The 21,003-nt window shown below is 40.7% G+C and carries 14 protein-coding genes; 3 read left to right on the top strand and 11 right to left on the bottom strand.

Annotated elements, in window-relative coordinates; translation table 11 throughout:
- Window positions 1-10: 10 nt before the first annotated feature.
- Complete coding sequence (locus tag LC454_RS12325) at window positions 11-1,183, bottom strand: MalY/PatB family protein (RefSeq protein WP_223582705.1); 1,173 nt, start codon at window positions 1,181-1,183, stop codon at window positions 11-13.
- Window positions 1,184-1,455: 272 nt separating this feature from the next.
- On the opposite strand from LC454_RS12325, the gene LC454_RS12320 reads away from it, so the two are divergent.
- The gene (locus LC454_RS12320) at window positions 1,456-1,851 is read left to right on the top strand and encodes a diacylglycerol kinase family protein (RefSeq protein WP_223582703.1); all 396 of its coding nucleotides are present in this window, start codon (window positions 1,456-1,458) and stop codon (window positions 1,849-1,851) included.
- On the opposite strand, the gene LC454_RS12315 is transcribed toward LC454_RS12320, so the two are convergent.
- The 10 genes from LC454_RS12315 to LC454_RS12270 form a co-directional block, all read right to left on the bottom strand.
- Complete coding sequence (locus LC454_RS12315) at window positions 1,831-2,298, bottom strand: hypothetical protein (RefSeq protein ID WP_223582701.1); 468 nt, start codon at window positions 2,296-2,298, stop codon at window positions 1,831-1,833. The genes LC454_RS12320 and LC454_RS12315 overlap by 21 nt on opposite strands.
- A gap of 660 nt (window positions 2,299-2,958) precedes the next feature.
- Window positions 2,959-4,692, bottom strand: coding sequence for a thiamine pyrophosphate-dependent enzyme (locus LC454_RS12310; RefSeq protein ID WP_223582699.1), 1,734 nt, complete (start codon window positions 4,690-4,692; stop codon window positions 2,959-2,961).
- 257 nt (window positions 4,693-4,949) lie between these two features.
- Entirely contained in the window at window positions 4,950-6,731 is a 1,782-nt protein-coding gene (locus LC454_RS12305) for a DUF4091 domain-containing protein (RefSeq protein WP_223582698.1), read from the bottom strand.
- 75 nt (window positions 6,732-6,806) lie between these two features.
- A complete protein-coding gene (locus tag LC454_RS12300; RefSeq protein ID WP_223582696.1) occupies window positions 6,807-7,589 on the bottom strand; it encodes a zinc-dependent peptidase in 783 nt (260 codons plus the stop codon).
- 1 nt (window position 7,590) lies between these two features.
- Window positions 7,591-8,346, bottom strand: a complete 756-nt coding sequence (locus LC454_RS12295) for a hypothetical protein (protein ID WP_223582694.1) — start codon at window positions 8,344-8,346, stop codon at window positions 7,591-7,593.
- A 63-nt stretch (window positions 8,347-8,409) separates the two neighbouring features.
- A complete protein-coding gene (locus LC454_RS12290) occupies window positions 8,410-9,693 on the bottom strand; it encodes a glucose-1-phosphate adenylyltransferase (RefSeq protein WP_120260874.1) in 1,284 nt (427 codons plus the stop codon).
- Window positions 9,694-9,699: 6 nt separating this feature from the next.
- Complete coding sequence (locus tag LC454_RS12285) at window positions 9,700-11,112, bottom strand: glycogen synthase (RefSeq protein ID WP_223582692.1); 1,413 nt, start codon at window positions 11,110-11,112, stop codon at window positions 9,700-9,702.
- An 88-nt stretch (window positions 11,113-11,200) separates the two neighbouring features.
- Window positions 11,201-13,159, bottom strand: coding sequence for a 1,4-alpha-glucan branching protein GlgB (gene glgB / locus LC454_RS12280; RefSeq protein ID WP_223582684.1), 1,959 nt, complete (start codon window positions 13,157-13,159; stop codon window positions 11,201-11,203).
- Between the two features lie 2 nt (window positions 13,160-13,161).
- On the bottom strand, window positions 13,162-15,621 hold the full coding sequence (locus LC454_RS12275; RefSeq protein ID WP_410528656.1) for a glycoside hydrolase family 31 protein: 2,460 nt from the start codon (window positions 15,619-15,621) through the stop codon (window positions 13,162-13,164).
- 141 nt (window positions 15,622-15,762) lie between these two features.
- Window positions 15,763-16,236, bottom strand: coding sequence for a Dps family protein (locus tag LC454_RS12270; protein ID WP_223582683.1), 474 nt, complete (start codon window positions 16,234-16,236; stop codon window positions 15,763-15,765).
- Window positions 16,237-16,355: 119 nt separating this feature from the next.
- Here LC454_RS12270 and LC454_RS12265 point away from each other — a divergent pair, with 119 nt between their 5' ends.
- Window positions 16,356-18,074 carry an RluA family pseudouridine synthase gene (locus LC454_RS12265; RefSeq protein ID WP_223582681.1) on the top strand — a complete coding sequence of 573 codons (1,719 nt, stop codon included), beginning with the start codon at window positions 16,356-16,358 and terminating at the stop codon, window positions 18,072-18,074.
- A gap of 301 nt (window positions 18,075-18,375) precedes the next feature.
- The gene (locus LC454_RS12260; protein WP_223582679.1) at window positions 18,376-20,973 is read left to right on the top strand and encodes a DUF5686 family protein; all 2,598 of its coding nucleotides are present in this window, start codon (window positions 18,376-18,378) and stop codon (window positions 20,971-20,973) included.
- The last annotated feature ends 30 nt before the right edge of the window (window positions 20,974-21,003 follow it).

Genomic DNA, 21,003 nt, shown 5'->3' with positions numbered 1-21,003 from the left:
AAATAATTTGTTATTCTACTGGCAAATTCAGCAAGACCTGCTTCAGCCTCGCTAGTCCCTCCTGTAAAATAGACCTCGAACAGGCGATATTCAACCGGATAAAAGAATCACTTCCCTTACCATACATGGCACCGACATTGATCTGCAGATGGGCCTCTTTCAATAGTATTTGTCCTAGTTTTCGGCTGGAAAAATTTAATGCAGTACAATCTACCCAAACCAAATAGGTGCCCTCAAGCGGAATAATTTTTAAAGCTGGCAGATGCTCCGCCATATAGCTTCTTAAATAAATATAGTTACTATAAATATAGGCTAGCGCTTGTTGTAGCCAATCCTCCCCCTGTTGATAAGCAGCTATTAAACCCGTGATCGCAAAAGGACTGATACTCGCTATCTCATTGACAAGAAAGGCATCCTGCACTTTTCTATTTAAGATAGGATCCGCGACGATGACCGTTGCGACCTGCAGTCCTGCAAGATTAAAGGTTTTGCTTGGCGCAATACAAGTTATTGTATTCGCCAAAAAGGCTTGATTGATTGTTCCAAAAGGAATATGCTGATGCCCTTCAAATACTAAGTCACAATGGATTTCATCCGAAATAACTATAACATTGTGCTTTAGACAGATCTCACCCAAACGTTCAAGCTCGACTTTTGTCCAAACCCGCCCCGCAGGGTTATGTGGGCTGCAGAGGATAAAGAGCTTTACCTTCGGATCACTCGCCTTAGTTTCAAAATCTACAAAATCAATTGCATATTGCCCATCTTTATACAATAGGTCGTTGGAAACCACCTCGCAGCCATTACGTTCGATCGATGAAAAAAAACAATGGTATACAGGTTCCTGTATCAGGACTTTATCCCCCGTTTCTGTTAATGCAGCAACGATTGCCGACAAAGCCGGCACCACACCTAAAACCGGAAGTATCCACTCGCGCTGCAAATGAAAACCATGTTTACGTTTAGACCAATCTGATACCGCTTCATAAAAAGCATCCGGCACTTTTGCATAGCCATAAATACCATGCTGAACACGTGTGGTCAACGCGTCGATAATCTCTTTGGATGCAGGGAAATCCATATCAGCAACCCAGAGCGGAATTAAATCGGCATAGTCCTGTTGATTCCATTTTACAGAATCAGTCCCCCTACGGTCGATTATTTTATCAAAATTGTAGATCATAAAGCAATTTACTCAAAAATACTACGCATTTCCAATAATACTTTTGGGAAAAATCAGCGACTAAAATGGCGATAAATCCAGACTAAAATCCGCCGCCCCTTGGTTTCTATCAGAACGGGAGCTATTTGAGATAATCGCCATTAGTTAAAGTACAGGTCACAATACGGAGGACAGGTTAGGATAAGGATAAGGGTTCTGGACGCAATCTACATTTAGAGCCAATCAAAAACGAAGGGAAAGGTTATATTTACATAAAATTTAGCAGATTGACTATGGCCCGAAGCAACTTTTCATGGAAAGATAGAATCCGAAGTTTTAGCTATGCCTTTAATGGGTTAAAAATCGTTTGGCAAGAAGAACACAATTTCAGAATACATCTCATTGCCGCAGTTGTAGCAATCGTACTATCGTACCTCCTTCGAATAAGCCCTTATGAGTGGCTAGCCATTATTTTTTCCATTGGTTTTGTTCTTGTCAGTGAATTGCTGAACACGGCATTAGAACATATCGCTGATTTTGTTTGTCAAGAAAAAAATCCCAACATCAAAAGGATCAAAGACATTGCTGCTGCCGCGGTCATGCTGAGCAGTATCACAGCGCTACTGATCGGACTGATTATATTTATCCCAAAACTCCTGTTATGCTGCTCATTGGCTCAGCTTTTCTAGGACAAATTTTTCATTATAAGCCAATTTATCGGGTGCAACAAAAGTCATCTTCCCTTCTTTTTCTTCCATATCTCCAAAACCTTCAACTGCTTGGTCTTTGGAGAATTTAAAAGCCACCTGCCGAACAGATTGTTGCCCTTCGGAAGCAAAGGTATAGTCCGCCAACAAGATACCGTCTTTCAGAATACCATCAATATGCCCAACATTTCGGTCTTTTTCTTTCCAGTTGTAGTTGAGGTCACCATGCACTTTATCGCCATCAATGGCAATTATTAACGAAATTGTATCACCATTTTTGAGGTATTGATAGGTTCCATTTTCAGCAATTGCTGCTACAACGCCTGTGGTATCCGATCCCATTTGTGCCTGGTCATCTTTCTTTTTGTCCTTTTGCTGACAAGCGGTAGCAAAAATCAGTAGTGACAATCCAATATTGATTATTTTCATGTGAATAATTAATTTTTCTTAAATACGTGGCAGCAACTGAAAAAAATCAGCGCCAAGGGGAATTTATTAATGAGCTAATCGCAGTATATGAACAATAGATTCCGCCTTCCCTGCTTATTAATATCAATAGCAATCAAAACAACATATTGTTTTAAATAACTAACATTTAATATTTTGGAATTCAGAAAACAAAAATTACAGCAATATTGTTTATAAGTTATAGCTCGATAAAATATTAAAAATAAACAATTTAGTAACAATAAAATTATTCATTGCTTATTGTAAAGCTAATTTTTATTAGTAAATTGTACATTATAAAATTCAGAAATTCTTAACCAATATTAGTATGAAAGATGTAAGCTTTAAGAAATTTGATAGTGGGTGTACATCCCTCACTAAATTATCCATTGAAACAGATTTGGCTATTATTGTTAAAGAGAATGTTTCTATTTCTTCGGAATCGAAAATAGAAAAACTTCGACGCTGTAAAGAGGAATTATTGAAGAGCCTTTGGTTCGTTCAACGTCAGTGTTGATCAGTAATTCACTAAATTCAATCAATAGTCCGAATACCTTATTTTTTTCCTAGACAAAAAGCCTCCCAACTATTTTATATTGGAGAGGCTTTTTTTAGAGTAGATACACAAATTATCTACGTGTATCAGAGCGATTTCAAATGCTTATAATTTGACTTGATGGTGTCCCATACTTCCTCAAAGTTACCTGATAGCATCAATTTGGCCATACTTTCGGTCATGCCTTTCATTTGGCTAAATGATATTTTGGGTGGCATGGCTAAGGCATTGGGGCTGGTAAAGATATCGATAAGTACCGGCTCGTCCGTTATACGGAATGCTTCATCCAAAATACCGTTGACTTCTTCTGGTTGCGTCACCGTAAAAGCACGGATCCCCATCGCCTGTGCGACCATCGCAAAATCTGGATTAACCATGTTGGTTTCCTGATCTTTTAAACCGGCAACCTGCATTTCCAATTTGACCATTCCGAGTGAACGGTTATTGAACACAATCAGTTTGATTGGCAAATTATACTGTTTTATTGTAGCCAGATCTCCCAGCAACATCGAAAGGCCGCCATCACCACAGAAGGCTATGATCTGTCTTTCGGGATGTGTCAATGCTGCTCCAATCGCCATCGGCATTGCATTTGCCATAGATCCATGATTAAATGAGCCGAGCATTTTGCGATCTCGTCGCTGATTGATATAACGTGCTCCCCATACACAGGACATACCTGTATCCACCAAAAAAATAGCATCATCGCTCGCCTTTTGGTCAATCGTATGGGCCACAAATTCCGGTTGAATAGCACATTCACTGCCCGAATCTTCGACATAGATCATCAGATCTTCTTTTACTTTCTCGTAGGCCGCCAATTGTTTTTCGAGAAAACTTGAATCAGTTCTCGCCTCCACAAAGGGTAGAACAGCTTTCAATGTATGCTCAATATCCCCCACCAAGCCATAGTCTACGATCGACCGTCGACCGAGTTTCTCGCCCTCGATATCGATCTGAACAATCGTTTTATTGGTGGGTATAAAATCCTTGTACGGAAAATCAGTTCCCAAAAGCAGGATTAGATCCGAATGGTGCATACTCTGAAAGGCCGATGCCGTTCCCAAAAGCCCCGTCATACCGATTTCATTGGGATTATCGCGTTGAATATCCAATTTAGCCTTAAATGAATACCCCACTGGTGCATGAATTTTCTCGGAGAGTTCAACAATTTGTTTCTGCGCATTCCGGGCACCTACACCACAGAATAAAGTCACTTTATCCGCCTGATTGATATATTGTGCCAAACGCCCTATTTCAAGCTCTGAGGGTCTGATCTGCGGCTGTGTAAAGAATACCTTTGCCGAAGTGTTCATATGGACAGCTTCCATTTCGGAAACATCCCCCGGCAGACCGATAACAGCGACATCCCGTTTTGAGATTGCCTGCTGTAGTGCATTCTGAACCATACGTTGCACCTGTTCTGGCCGGGTAATTATCTGATTATAACACGAACAGTCGTCAAATAATTTAATCGGATTAGTCTCCTGAAAGTAGTCTGTACCAAACTCGTAGGTGGCGCAGGTTGAAGCAATCACCAGCATCGGAACACGTGTCTTATGTGCCTCATAAACGCCATTGATCAAGTGAACATGGCCTGGCCCACTACTCCCAGCACAGCAGGCGATCCCATGCAGGTCCGCTTCGGCGGTCGCCGCAAATGCACCGACCTCTTCATGCCTAACATGTATCCATTGCATGGTTCCATCCTCATGAACTGCCTCATTAAAAAAATTCAAACTATCTCCTGTTACGGCATAAATACGTTTTATTCCCGCATCTTTTAAAATACCAACGATCTGGTGTGCTACATTTTTCATACCCATATGATGATTTAAGATTTTGATAACGTGATGATATATTGATTACGCTATCGCTTCTCTATAACAACAATATTGCGAAACAATGGTTTTGGGTATTCTACTATTGAAGAAAGTACATACAGATTGATCCGCAGTTTTCAGAATAGAGATGACGATTGCAGGCCACGTTTTACAAGAAAGACGCTACCTAAAAAAACAGGCTGCTCCCATCGTATCGAGGAGCAGCCTGTTTATTCAACTCTATGAAGATTTGATTACTTGATCTTATTGGATAATTCGGTTACAAATGCTTTAGCATCATTGAGATCATCATTCCAGGCAGCATAAAGTCTAGATTTTTTTAGTTTGGCAATTTTTGCGTTCAGTTTTGCCAAATTCGTTTGATCGTTAGATTTTTCCAACTTTTCTTTCAGTATATTCACTTTGGTAAAATCCTGAATACCTTCCAACATACGCTCATAACGAATCGAGCTACGACCTTGCGGATAAACAATGTAAGTGTCTCCAGCAGGCCATGTACGGAATCGTGAATCCCGCAGCGGATTGGCTACCCAGGAATTAAAGGCCCAACGTAGCGCGCCATCAAATCCTGCAGCGAGCGCGTACCACCCCATATAGGTCGATTCTGCCGGATCAGAAAATGTAAATTGATTCGGAAACTCATCTGAACAGCAAACATAGAATGTAGTGATATACCCTTTTTTACGTCTTTCAATTAAATCATTTTGATCGAAAGGATCGCCTACAGCAACACTAATATCGGTACTTTTTTGATAACGCTTATAACTTTTATGGTTGTCTGCAAAAGCAATTCCAAATTCAGGTACCACACGTTCCAAAAGTTCTACTGCTGGATCCATCTGCTCCTGTGCCCGCTCATCCATCGCGATATTGGTAATTTTCAACCAACCTTTGGCGCTGACATGTTTACTAAAATCCTTTAAGAAAGGTGTCCATAGCTCCTCGAATACCGGCGTTCCGGGTTTTGCGACAACATTGACCAGTTCATTTTTTGCTTCATCAAAATAATGCACTTCATTATTCCATGGCAATAATGAATAGCAATTGATCTGCTTGTTAATTCCCAAGTCCATCATAAATTGCACCCACCTGTCAAATACCGCATAATTATAACTCCAGGATCCATCTTTTGCTTTCTTCCAGGTGATCATATCTGCATAGGGATCATAGGTCTGTACATTCCAGGCATCCTTATTCAACGTCGCCGTAATGACTTTCTGCCCTGCAGCAGCCAACTGCTTCATTGTTGGCTTCAAAGCTTCAAAATGCTCATCACTCCACATCTTAACATTGTTGACACGTGCTACGGCTGATGGATGTTGCCACTGATCCAAATGGAATGACCATTGTGAAGCTGGCGGTAATACTTGATCTTGAACATTAACAATCAGATCCAAATTCTGTATCACCTTACCTTTTTGTTTAACAGCAATGATTGTCTTATATTGACCTGCCGCTGCTCCAGCAGGTACTTTTACCGTAATCCATACTGGACGGACGCGCTTTGCTTCGAGATTATAGCTTTTAAGATCATCCAACATATCTGCAGAAAGTGCTGCCTTAAAGTCTTCAGGTTTACGATAGCCACATCCCTCGGCAAATTCATCTGTCATTACATAGCGAACAAATCGTGCTTGTACCGCTTCAGCGGAAATAGATTTGCCAGTAGTTGATTTTAACTCGCCAGTCGAAACAATAACATCAGACGCCGCTGTGCTAGTCCACAGGAGTATCTGCGCAGACACCTGCTCCCCTTTCCAGGCATCCACCTTGTTATTGGGCTGGATAGCGATGTTGGGATTTAAAGATTTTGGAAAACGTTTATCGATCGACACAAACGATGCGTGCACACCAGGTTTAACATTTGACCAATCGGAAAGCGTATCCCTTGACGGGTCCGCCATTTCAGTAAAAGTCGTTCCCACAGCATAACGTCCCTGAGAAAAACCTTGATTATTGCCGCAAAATAATAGACATGCGAATGCAATAGTAGAATAAATAGTAGTTTTAGGCATAACAGTTGTAATTAACAAAAAAAAGCAAACATTTTCTGTTTGCTTTAAAAATACTAAAATTTTATTTATCTCCACTTAACTTTGCTCAAAAATTTCAGAAAGTGCAGTATAAAGTGCTGGATGGTTTTTTTGGAATTTCGTTGGATTTTCAAAAAAATATTCAGATGCGACAGCAAAAAATTCACCCGGATTCGTCATACCATAGGTATCAATATCCGATTGATGCTGTTTGATCTTGTTGATCTCCTCCCGTATTAAATTCATGAACGGAATTACAGCAGCCTTGTCCAATAAATAACTGGGCACGCCATCTACTGTACCATCTGTTTTATCAATAAGATGCACAAATTCGTGGATAGCCGTATTCTGACCATCACTTGCATTTTGAAAACCATATTCCAATGCCGATTTAGATAAAATCATCTGACCATTCATGGCACCTTCTCCAACCATTCCCATGATATTCCGGTCTGCATGGCCTTCAAATTGATAGTCTGCATTGAAATGTGCGGGATAGATCATAATATTGGTCAAATTTGGATAAGTCCATTTCTTAAATGCAAAGATCGGAATAATTGCACTGGCTGCAATCAGCATATAATCTTTCAGCTCTAACGTGACGCCCACCCCCTCTATCTTGACGGTATCCAAAAATGCAAGGCAGCGTGACTCAAATTCCTGCTTATCCGCAATAGAGAGACGGCGATAATAAGCGACCTCCTTTTCCAGGATATCCTTTCCCTCATCACTCAAGACGCGTTTAATCGTCTTATTATTTTTCGCGGTACGATTTAACAGGTAATAGACAACATAGATGGTTACTGGTACGAGCAGTATAATAAAAATCTTTCCTAACATATTATTTTATCTTAATCCAATGGGGATCTCTGGCTTGCAAATTACGCAAAAAGCCTTTAAAATGAGATGTACCAAATAAGATTAAAATTTTCTGCTGCGGAGCGTCAGCCACAAGAGAAGCTAAATTTTCCTCCCGTTGTTGCATAACAAATTCTTTGTCAAACTTATTCTTGAGCGCTGTTTTGATGGGTTTACAACTATAGGGCGCACTTAGTGGAGTATCATAATCGCAGGCATCCAGCTGTATGGTGCCATAGCGATACTCAAAATCATCCAACAATTTATTTTTAGGAATATCGGCATTAACTGCGGTTCCATAGTCGACCAGAAAAAAAGAATAATCCGGCTGAGTGATAATACGTTGTCCCAATTTACGGTACAATGGTGCTCTTAACACGCGCGATGTATCTCCATGATTTTCAATACATTGCTGCAATCCGAGACGGTTACCGGTCAATTTTCTGAACTTACGATCATATAGATCACGTTGTGCGGCGCTATCTACCTGATAGGCGATACTTTCATAAAAGACAACATAGCCCGATTTTTGGAGCGAATCTACCGCAGCCTGTACCTGATCATAATATACACGTGTCCCCAAATGCCGCATCGGAATATAAATAATACGACGGTCACCATTATGGAGCTCAAATTTTCGTGAAGCATCCCGCAATACACCTGTACTCTGCACCATTAAGGATGTATCACAGGCGACAAGTGTGATCAATACAAAAAGAAGGAAGATAATCTGTTTCAAAGCATTTATTTATTACAATAACATGCAATTATAACAATATATTATCTCCCTTGTTTAATAAATTTATACTGTCGCGAGCCCGATTGTCGTTCCACTCGGGATAACCGCATTTTTTTTGATCACAACAATACCATCACAAACGGTATAAGTCTGATGGTTAGCGTTCAACAAATGAGGGCCACCATTGATGCGAACATCATTTCCAATACGACAGTTTTTATCCAGAATCGCATTTTCAATATAACAGCGTTCCCCCACCCCCACAATGGGCATATTTTTTCTTTTTGCTTCATCCATATCCGAAAAATCCTCGTAATAATCCGATCCCATCATATAGGTTCCTCGCACTACCGAACCGATGCCAATACGTGAACGCACACCGATTACCGAACGGTCTACCTTATCAGCATGGATAATACATCCATCGGAGATAACCGAATTAATCAATGTCGTGCCCGAAATCTTAGATGGCGGCAGCATACGTGGTCGCGTAAAAACCGTATTTTTATCAAATAGATTAAAGGCTGGAATATTATCCGTCAGTCCAATATTGGCTTCATAAAATGAGCCTATTGTTCCAATATCTGTCCAATAGCCCTCATATTGATAGCTGAGTACATTGATATCTTCAATCGCATCCGGAATAATTTCCTTTCCAAAATCCATTCCGCTGTTTTCCTCCAACAGACGCTTTAGAACACCTTTACTGAACACATAAATCCCCATGGATGCCAGGTACTCACGACCCTCGGCTTTCAAATGATCGTTCACTTCTGAACTCCAGTCCACCAACTGCTCGCTATTGGGCTTCTCTATAAACGATGTGATGTGGTTGTGCTCATCCGATTTAAGGATTCCAAAACCTGTTGCATCTTTGCCGTTGACAGGAATGGTCGCAATCGTCAAATCGCCTTCGTTCTGTACGTGAAAATCCACCAGTGCATCAAAATCCATCTGATAAAGCTGATCCCCCGACAAGATTAAGACATAATCGTAATCTATGCTTGCCAGCTTCTTGAACGATCTACGCACGGCATCTGCGGTACCTTCAAACCATTTGTCACCATCATTAGTCTGTTCGGCCGCCAAAATATCGACAAAACCCTTACTAAAAATACTGAAGTTGTACGTATTTTTAATATGCGAATTCAATGAGGACGAATTGAACTGTGTCAATACAAAAATCTTATTGAACCCCGAATTGAGACAATTCGAGATGGGGATATCAACCAAGCGATATTTTCCTGCAATAGGAACAGCTGGTTTAGACCGTTGGTCGGTCAACGGATACAGACGCGAGCCCCTTCCTCCGCCCAAGACGATAGCTACTACATTGTGATGTGACATGTCAAATTAAATTAATTGGTTATATAGATTTAAGTATTTCGCTGCGGATTTATCCCAGGAAAAATCCAAACTCATTATTTTGTGTTGGTTGTCTTCAAATTTAGACCTATTTTCATAGTATTCGACAGCGCGGACAATAGCCTTTCTGATATCAGCTATCTCAAGCGTGTCAAAACCAACACCGTATCCATTGTTTTCTAAATCGATGACTGTATCTTTTAGACCACCCACAGTGTGTACAATCGGCAAGGTCCCATATTTCATGGCATAAAGCTGATTGAGTCCACAAGGTTCAACCCGTGAAGGCATCAAAAGAAAGTCTGCACTTGCATAAAGCCAGTGCGCAAGATTTTCATCATAACCAAAGAACACATCAAAATTTTCTATCTGTTCATCCACGATCATTTTTACCCGTGACTGAATCGCTGGATCTCCAGCGCCCAGTATAAATATACTCAATCTTCCGGGAAAATTTTCAGTCAAATCCAAAATTATATCAGGCAATAAATCGGCTCCTTTTTCCGTCGCAAAACGACCGATAAAGACCAATAACGGAAGTGCTGGATCAATTTTATACTGCTGTGCTAGTGCCTGCTTATTTTTGAGTTTACCAGCGAAGGCCGAGGCAAGATCATAATTTTCAATCAGGGTATAATCTTTATCCGGATTCCAGATATCCCAATCAATTCCGTTGACAATCCCCACCGACTTATGCCTTTCATCATAAAATAGATGCTGCAATCCGTTCGCATCTACATAAAGTTCTTCAAGGTAGCCCTCCGAAACAGTCGTATAGGCATCGCAGCACTTGATCAGCGCTGCAAGTGGATTAATCAGACCATCCCAGTCCAGGAGTCCCCATTTCCAACTATCAAAACCAGGCAATAAAATCGCTTTGCTCCAGTGTGTCCAACCCTGGTACTGACCATTGTGAACTGTAGCAACCGTCTTTACATCAGCAAGGAAATTATATTCATTGCTATATTTCATCAGAAAAGGCATTAAACCGACGTGATGATCATGGCAATGCACAATATCAGGCACAATCGATTTTGCCTTGAACCAGTTTAATACAGCATGTTGAAAGGCGATAAACTGCTCTCCCTCATCAGGGTAACAATAGACTTCCTGACGATCTAATTTGCCGGGAATTTTAATCAAATAGAGTTCAAAACCCAGTATATTATCTCTTTCCTTGAAAACACTATAATCTAATGGTTCGGATCCTTGAAAAAAAGTTCCCTCATAAACTACATCAAAAGAATGATCCTTGACAAATGGGCGATCATACCAGGGCATAATGACGGCGGCATCCGCCCCAAGTTTAGTTTGATACTTGGGCAACGCTCCCACCACATCCGCTAGACCGCCAACCTTGGCTATTGGATAACATTCGACACTTAAATGAAATACTTTCATCTGTACATATTTTTTTCCATCAGTCAGATGGAGCTTATCCTATTTAAAATTTACTTTCACCTACTCCTTCAACCGATAAAACATGCGATCACAGCGGAACACGCTCTCCCGGTTTTACGGGCACCCCCTCCTTCATCGCCTTCTTTCGCTTAAGGATATAGCCTCCCAGTGGTGGGAGATCGACCTGAGCAGATTGCACCTGATTCATCCAATGCAGGTGTTCACTTTCCACATGTTGGCTGCTGACTCCTGAACCGAAATATTTAAGATCGTCCGAACTCAAAACGACTTCCCATTCTCCTGCATAAGGCAGTCCAATGCGAAAATCTTCACGGACAACAGGCGTTAAATTAATCACAACAACGGTATCATCCCATTGGTCAAATGCCTTACGCCAATAGACCAATACCGAGTTTTCACGGTCGCCAGCATCTATCCATTCAAACCCTGAAGCATCAAAAGCCTTTTGAAAGAGGCTGGGTTGTTGCTGGTAGGTCGCATTTAAATCAGCAACAAATTTTTTCATACCCTGATGTGGCATAAATTCCAACAGATGCCAGTCAAGCGATTGATTCACATTCCATTCGGACGTTTGTCCAAACTCTCCACCCATAAACAACAATTTCGTCCCGGGGAAAGTATACATAAACAAATATAACGCCCTTAGGTTAGCAAATTTCTGCCACTCATCGCCTGGCATTTTATAAATGAGAGGCTGTTTTCCATAAACAACTTCATCATGTGACAGCGGGAGCATAAAATTTTCATGAAAAGCATATACCGTGGCAAAAGTGATACGGTCGTGATGGTATTTTCTATTGATCGGATCTTCCTTAAAATAATCTAGGGTATCGTGCATCCATCCCATCATCCACTTCATTCCAAAGCCCAGACCACCAGCATAGGTTGGCTTACTCACACCAGGCCAGGAGGTCGATTCTTCAGCGATGGTCTGTACATCCGGAAAATGTGTATAAACAGCCTCATTAAACTCCTTTAGGAATTGTACAGCTTCCAGGTTCTCATTACCACCGAATTCATTCGGAATCCATTCACCGGCGTTCCGACTATAATCTAGATACAACATCGAAGCGACAGCGTCTACGCGAAGTCCATCAATATGAAAACGATCCAACCAATAAAAAGCATTACTGATCAGAAAAGAGCGCACTTCATTACGACCATAATTGAAAATATACGATTGCCAGTCGGGGTGAAAGCCCTTTCGCGGATCTTCATGTTCATACAGGCTTGTGCCATCGAAGCGATAAAGCCCATGCGCATCACCGGGGAAATGTGAAGGTACCCAATCCAATAGCACCCCAATTCCGGCAGTATGAAGCGCTTCGATCAGGAACATTAAATCCTGCGCAGAGCCATAACGCGAGCTTGCCGCAAAATAGCCTGTAATCTGATATCCCCATGAAGGATAATAGGGGTGTTCCATCAATGGCATAAATTCTACATGCGTAAAATTCATTTCCTTGACATAAGATACTAGCTGTACAGCAATCTCCCGGTAGTTTAATAGCGTATCTGGGCTCTCCGGATCTCTTGCCCATGAGCCAAGGTGCAGTTCATAGACTGACCATGGCTGGTCCAGTCTATTTTTTACGATACGCTCCTTCATCCAGTTTCCGTCATTCCATTCATACCAATTAGAATGGACAATGGAAGCCGTTTTAGGTGCTACCTCCCATTTGAATGCGAATGGGTCGCCTTTCTCAAGCTCTTCTCCTGAAGCGGTCTGGATACAATATTTGTAAGTTTCACCATTGGCTATTCCGGGAATAAAACCTTCCCAGATTCCACTTGTGTCCCAGCGGACATGTAAAGGATGACTCCCCTTGTCCCAGAAATTGAAGTTTCCCGTTACGGAAACGGATTTTGCATTTGGGGCCCAAACCGCAAAATAAACGCCTCTTTCACCCTCTACTTCCAGCTCATGCGAACCAAATTTTTCATACAATTTGAAATGCCTGCCCGATTGGAACAGCGCAACATCAAATTCCGAAAAAAGACTATGCGGTATTACTTGATTGGCCATGTTTAACCCTCTATCAATATGTTTTCAAATTCACGTGCGACATTAATCCAATATCGCCCTTGGTCATCTTTTTGTATTTTTGTTTCAATTCCGTCTGTTTTCACCTTTTTAACTGCAAATGGTAGACCTATCAATTGCAGCTTATACTCTTCGTATCGCTCGGTAAATAATCCGTCACGGGTCTGCTTAATTGAAAGGGAATCTTTTAATCCAGACAATGTAAAACACTTTTCTAAATAAATATCTTGCTCGTACGCGAATGTATCACCATGATCGGAATACACGTATGAACGATGCACTCCTTCTGAAAAATAGATATTCAATTGCAGTTCTTCCACTTTCTTTTCACCGGTGTATTGCATGACTGGATATTCTGGAATAACTGATCCACCACGAATAAATAGTGGCATTTCATCCAGTGGCGTTGCAATAGTATATTCCTTCCCCCCGATATAAACCTCATTATTGAAGTAGTAGAACCAGTCTCCTGCAGGAAGGTAAACGATCTTGCTCTTCTGACCGGGCTGCAATACCGGTGATACCAATATCTTATCACCAAAACAGAACTCTTCTTCACGCTGCCAATTGGTCGGAATATGTTGCTCCACCATCGAAATTGGACGCAAAATCGGATAGCCGTATTTAGTTTGTTCCCAAAAACAGGTATAGATATAGGGTAACAGTTTATACCGCAATTCTATAAACTTTTTATTTATTTTCTCCCAGTCTTCACCGAAACTCCAAGGTTCCCGATCACGGGTGTCCCCTGCGGAGTGCACACGCATAAATGGCGAAAAAACACCAAATTGCATCCATCTTGTAAACAGCTCCCCATCGGGTTCTCCTGTAAATCCACCAATGTCTGTTCCACAAAAAGACATCCCTGAGGTGGACAAACGCTGCAACTGCAGGGTGCCAAGCTTGAGATGCTCCCAACTCGCTAAATTATCTCCAGTCCAAACCGAAGAATAACGTTGTGTACCAGCATAAGCCGCTCGTGTAATGGTAAATGGCCTTTTGTTTTTATACAATTTCTTTAAGCCATCATAGGTAGCACGCACCATCTGCATACCATAGACGTTGTGTGCTTTGCGGTGTGATCCGCGATGTCCATCGTATTGATGTCTGACATCATCTGGAAAAGTCCCACGACCAAAAACCGCTGGCTCATTCATATCGTTCCAAAAACCTGCCACACCATCTTCCACCAGTCCCTGGTATAAGGTTCCCCACCACTGCCTGACCTCAGGGTTTGTAAAATCAGGGAATTGACAGCGCCCAGGCCAGACGAACCCCTCCATAAAATAATCATCACCTCGGCGACAGAAATATTTATTCTCTTTACCTTCTCGAAATACCCAATAGTTTTCATCCACTTTAATTCCCGGATCAATCATGACCACCGTCTTAAAACCCTCGTTGGCAAGATCAGCAATCATTTTTTTCGGATTTGGAAAATATTGTTTATTCCATGTAAAACAGCGATAGCCATCCATGTAATCAATATCCAGGTAAATGGCGTCACAAGGGATTTGTCTTTTTCTGAATTCTTCGGCCACTTTACGCACATTGGCTTCCGGATAATAGCTCCATCGACATTGATGATATCCGATAGCCCAAAGAGGTGGTAAATAATGTGTTCCTGTTAAGGTATGATACCTACGGATCACGTCAATAATATGCGGACCATGGATATAGTAATACTGTAATTCACCACCTTCCGACCAAAAGCTGGTCTTTCCTGGATCCTCGGCAGCAAAATCGAAATAGGTCTTAAACGTATTATCAAAGAAAATACCATAAGCTTCACCATCCTTTAGTCCAATGTAAAAAGGAATGGTTTTATATAAAGGATCCTGATCATAAGCAAAGGCATAGGTGTCCGAGTTCCAATTCTTTAATCGCTTACCACGAAGATTAAGTTTCGTGGCCTTATCGCCCAGTCCATAAAATGCTTCATTTTCAAAAGCAACTTTGGTACTATAGACATAATATCCGCCAAAATCTGGACTTTCTTCCCAATGCATTGGAGCCAAATCGGCATTAAATAGTTTACCCGCTCTATCAGAAAAGGAGATCAAAAAGTCGCTTTTATTGATGCGACATGAAATGGTGTTTGTATGAACACTATAATGGTCTACCTCCTCTTTACATTGGTGTATACTGACACGATGGTCTTTCTTTGCCAGGGCATAGGAAAAATCTTCCAAAAATGTCCCCTGTGGTGCCAATCGAACACGTACAATCTCATCCGTTACGATCTTAATCTCGACTTTTGCCTTACCATCGGAAAAATAGTATGATTTGTCATTTTGATTGTGGGATACAACTGTTTCGAGGTATTTCTTTTCAATTTTAGGCAAATCCAATACCGGATTATTCACATGATGCATACTTTCCAAAGTACCATCATTTTCTTCCTCGTTTAGTGTGGTTTGATTTAGGTTGTCGTCTTCAAGCATAGCTGTAATATGTTAAAAGTTTCTGAAGGCTTAATTCCTCTTTAAGATAGAAAAATTATCCTGCGCCGACAACAAAACATAAAAAAAAATCCCGTTCCTAAAAAGGAGCGGGATTATCCATATCAGATGGGACTACATCTGCTATTTTATAAAATGAGCGCGCAGCATCCAAGCCATTTTCTCGTGTTTTTCCAATAAGCCTACCAAAAAATCTTCCGTACCATTATCAGCGGTACCCTCAACGACAGCAATATCCCCACGAATTGACATCGCAATAGACTCGTGATCCGACAGCAGCTCTTTATAATAAGACTGACTATCTGTCTTTTCAGATGTTGATTCTGTCAAACGAGTTAATTTTAGATATTTATCAAATGTACCTACCGCATAGTGACCCAATGTACGTACACGCTCCGCCACTTGATCAATAACTTCTGCCAACTCATCGTATTGGGATTCTAAAAATAAATGAGCAGCGTGAAAATCAGCTCCTTCAACATTCCAATGCGCATTGCGTGTTTTCATATAGATAATATGCTCATCGGCCAATAAGACATTGAGCAATTTCGCAACTTTTTTTAAGTCTGCATCTTTAATTCCAATTGAAGTTTTCATATTGTTTTTATTTGTTAACTATATCTTTTAATTGCTTAGTTAAATTTACCCAAAAAAGGCTGGGTAAGCAAAAAAAACTGAGTTTAAAATGTCATTTAAATAGCATAATAACCGTATTTTTGCAGACAGAATATTATAGAGGGAAGACTGTGGGTACTTTAGACAACAACGCTTATTTTCATACATTCAAAGAGGATATTTCGAGTATCGAACTTCCCTTGCGATTTACCTTTCCATTTTGTTATGAACCACATGCGCTAGCCATTATCGCTGCGGAAGAACTTCAAACTTATCTGGAGACACAAAACGAGTGGACGCATAACTTTGGTCTTACAGAAAATAACGATACTCTTGCCATAGGCAAAATGTTTGGCATACTGGTTGTCCGCGATCAGCAGCATCGGCTCGGATACCTGGCCGCTGTATCCGGCAAGCTTGCTGGCAGCAATAAACACCAATACTTCGTTCCCCCAATATTTGATATGCTGGAAGAGGATGGCTTCTTTCTGAATGAAGAGGTACACTTAAATGCTCTCAACAGGAAAATTGAATTTCTTGAAAACAGTGAAGAACTTGAACAGACAACAAGCAATCTAAATAGGTTAAAAGATCATTGGGACACACAGCTCGAGCTGCTCAAAACGAAACTCAGAAGTCAGAAAAAAGAACGCAAGGAAACCCGAACAAGATTGCGTCCCCTCCTATCGGATGAGGACTACGAAATGCTGATGGAAGATATGCGTAGCCAAAGCCTAAAGGACAAACAGGAACTCCAACGTTATCAGTATGACATGCACCTGGCGTTGGAATCTGAAAACCTTAAGCTCCAACAATTGCTTTCCGAGATTTCTGCATTGAAAGAAGAGCGTAAGATGCGATCTGGAAATTTGCAAAAGAGACTTTTTGAACAATATAATTTTTTGAATGCAACAGGACAGCACAAGAATGTCGTTGCTGTTTTTCGGGACTTTGACCAAAGCACACCGCCCGCAGGTTCCGGAGAATGTGCAGCGCCGAAATTATTGCAATATGCTTACAGCAATAATCTAACACCTATCGCTTTGGCTGAATTCTGGTGGGGCTGCTCCCCTTCGTCCGAAATCCGTCGGCACAAAAACTATTACCCGGCTTGCCGTAAAAAATGTGAACCTATCTTAGGTTATATGCTTCAGGGTCTAAGCGTTGACCCGAATCCCATGCAACAGGAAACAACACTACAAATGGAGCTGCCACAAATCTACGAAGATGAAGATATTATCGTCTTCAATAAACCAGCTGAGTTTTTGTCTGTTCCTGGGATATATGTCAAGGATTCGGTCTACAATCGTGTCCTCCAACGTTATCCTACAGCAGGCCCTATTATTATCCATCGGCTGGACATGTCTACTTCAGGACTATTGGTCGTCGCTAAAAATAAAGAAGCCCATCAATTTATACAGGATCAATTTATACAACATACCATTGCAAAAGAATATATCGCTTTACTCGATGGCATTGTTGAACAGGAATCTGGTCTAATTGATCTCCCACTCCGTGTGGATCTCGATGACAGGCCCCGACAGATAGTCTGCTACAGCTATGGCAAACCCGCACAAACCAAATGGGAGAGAATCGCTATTGAAGGCGACAAAACAAGAGTCCGTTTCTATCCCCTAACTGGCCGGACGCATCAACTTCGCATGCATGCCGTACATCCAAACGGACTGAATACGCCCATTGTAGGTGATGATCTTTACGGCAAAAAAGCGAATAGATTACACCTCCACGCCGCTTTCATTAAGTTTATACACCCCAGTTCCAGACGGGAAATCAGCTTTGAAATTCCCCCTGATTTTTAGCGCGATTGACTATATCGTTACAAAAGTCAGCAAATAATTGATCGGAAAATCATCGTGAAGTCAAAATGTGGATGATAAATTATTGACATAAATCAATAATTTGAAACAAACAACTGAAAAACAACCATTTAAGCCCAAAAAGAAATAAGTACATTTCCTTTATTACATTACAATAAAATTTTAAATATTCTTAATTTTTTACTTCCTTTGTTCACTGATTTTTTGATTTTAATACTTATAAAGTCAGAAATAAAGTAAAAACGACAAAACAATTTTGAATTTTCAAGATTATAGCAATATAATGGAAGCTAAAATAAACGCAAAAACCTTCATAACTAAACTCTTTTTCTCGATAACATTCCTGCTATCAGCATCTATGGCCTTTGCTCAAACCAAAACGGTTACAGGCACGGTCAAAGACGCAAAGACAAAGACACCCATCGCTTACGCTACCGTGGCTGTAGTAGGTGCGCCTTCCGCAGCAGGAACTTCTACGTCGACCAACGCGAATGGAGAGTTTAGACTGGTGTTTCCGACATCTTATGTCAAAATCAGAGCGAGCTACGTCGGCTATGACAATAAGGATGCTTTCGTAACCAATGATGCTGTACAGTCAAAAGAAATTCTGATGGATGCACAGGACAATATGCTGGAAGAGGTTGTTGTCAAAGCAAAGAAGAAAAAATATAGCAATAAAGACAATCCTGCCGTTGCCTTGATCCGTAAGGTTATCGAAAATAAAGAGAAAAATCGCCTATCGGGACAGCAATACGCCGAATTTGATCAATACGAGAAGATGTCTTTGGGATTAAGCAATCTTTCTGAGAAATTTGTCAACAAGAAGATCTTTAAAAACTATCAATTTCTTTTTGAAACAGACGATTCGGCCAAAACAGCAAATAAATATGTGTTACCGGCTTTTATCGAAGAGAAAATGTCCAAAGTGTACTACCGTAAAGATCCAAGTAAGACCAAGCAATATATACTCGGTGATCAACGGGCACAGTTTGACCCTAAATTTATCGATAATGATGGTCTAGCAGCCTACTTTAACAAACTCTACGAACAAGTTGATATCTATGATAATAATATCTCATTGGTAACAAATCAGTTTTTGAGTCCAATAGCAAACTCTGCCCCCACATTTTATAAATTTTTCATTACCGATACCATTAAGACTTCTCAGCCATGGTTGGTGGAGCTGAGCTTCGTTCCCCGCAATAAAGCAGACATGTTATTTAAGGGGCAGCTTTATGTCACGTTGGATGGTAATTATGCCGTCCAGGGTGCTAATATGACTGTTGCCGATGATATCAATCTAAATTTTGTGCGCGATCTTCAGGTTCAGCTCAAATTTGAGAAAGATAGCAAGAACAGATTTTACCTAAAAACCAGTACTTTAGGAATTGATTTTTCATTAACTGAAAAAGGAATGGGAATCCGGGGAAGCCGGACAGTCGACTACAATAATTATAAAGTCGGTGTTCAGCAAGCAGATAGTATTTACGATGGTCCTTCTACAGTTATTGCTTACAATATAGAAAATAAGAAAGCAACCAAATCGTTATTTGAAACACAACGCCCATTGGCCTTGGCTCAGAACGAATTGAATATTTATCACAATATTGATACGCTACAAAAAATACCTTCATTCAGAACCTTCATGGATATTGCGGCGCTACTTCTCTCGGGCTATAAACAAGCTGGTCCGGTTGAAATCGGCCCTGTAAACACGTTCTACAGTTTCAACCCTGTTGAAGGTTTCCGTTTACGTGTCGGTGGTCGTACGACAGAGTCATTGAGCAAACGTTTCTATGCAGAGAGTTACGCGGCCTATGGATTCAAGGATCAGAAATGGAAGTACTTTTTCAGTGGTACCTATGCCTTTAACAATAAGTCGGTGTACTCCTTCCCAATGCACTATATCAGGGCTTCGTACAAAAAAGACACGAAGATTCCGGGACAAAAGCTCGAATTTATTCAGGAGGACAACTTTTTGTTATCGTTCAAACGCGGTGATAATGACCGTTATATCTACGAAACAAACTATGGACTGGAGTATAAAAAAGAGTTCCTGAATCATTTGGCTATTGGTGCTGGGTTTAATATCAATAAACAATCTCCTGCAGGTAGCTTGACCTATCAGATGCTCGATGAAAATGGACAAAACAAATTATTCAACGAATTAAATTCAACAGAATTATCTGTAAACGTTAGATATGCACCGCATGAGGAATTTTATCAGGGAAAAATCTATCGGACACCGATTTTCAATCAATATCCGATATTCACATTCAACTATACAGCTGGGATAAAAGGATTGGCAAAAGGAGAATACAACTATCATAGTTTTAACGTCGGTGCATTCAAACGCTTTTATTTAAGCCAGTTTGGTTTTGCAGATGTCACAGCGGAAGGTAACTATATCGCCGGAAAAGAGATTCCATTTCCTTTCTTGACGATCCATCGTGCAAACCAGACCTATGCGTATCAGTTAAACTCATACAACTTAATGAACTTCCTGGAATTTGTCAGTGACCATAACGCCTCCATCAATGTCCAGTATTACATGAATGGATTCTTATTGAATAAGATCCCATTGATCAAAAAGCTTAAATTACGGGAGGTCTTTAGTTTCAAAGGTGTTTATGGTGGTCTTCGCAAAGAAAACGATCCAGACGATCCAAGTTATGGCTCTAAAGTATTTGCATGGCAACGCAACGCAGACCAAATTCAAAGTTCATATACATTCGGCTCTGAACCTTATATGGAGGCCAGTATAGGTTTATCCAACATCTTCAAAATTTTGCGTGTAGACTACGTCAAACGTCTGAACTATCTTGACCATGTTGATGCTCCAGCTTGGGGGATCCGCGCCAGAGTCAGATTTGATTTCTAAGAGTTTCCGTAAATTTATATTATAATTTTG

It is taken from the genome of Sphingobacterium sp. GVS05A (assembly GCF_019969845.1).
GTDB lineage: Bacteria > Bacteroidota > Bacteroidia > Sphingobacteriales > Sphingobacteriaceae > Sphingobacterium.
This window is presented reverse-complemented; position numbering and strand designations above follow the sequence as displayed.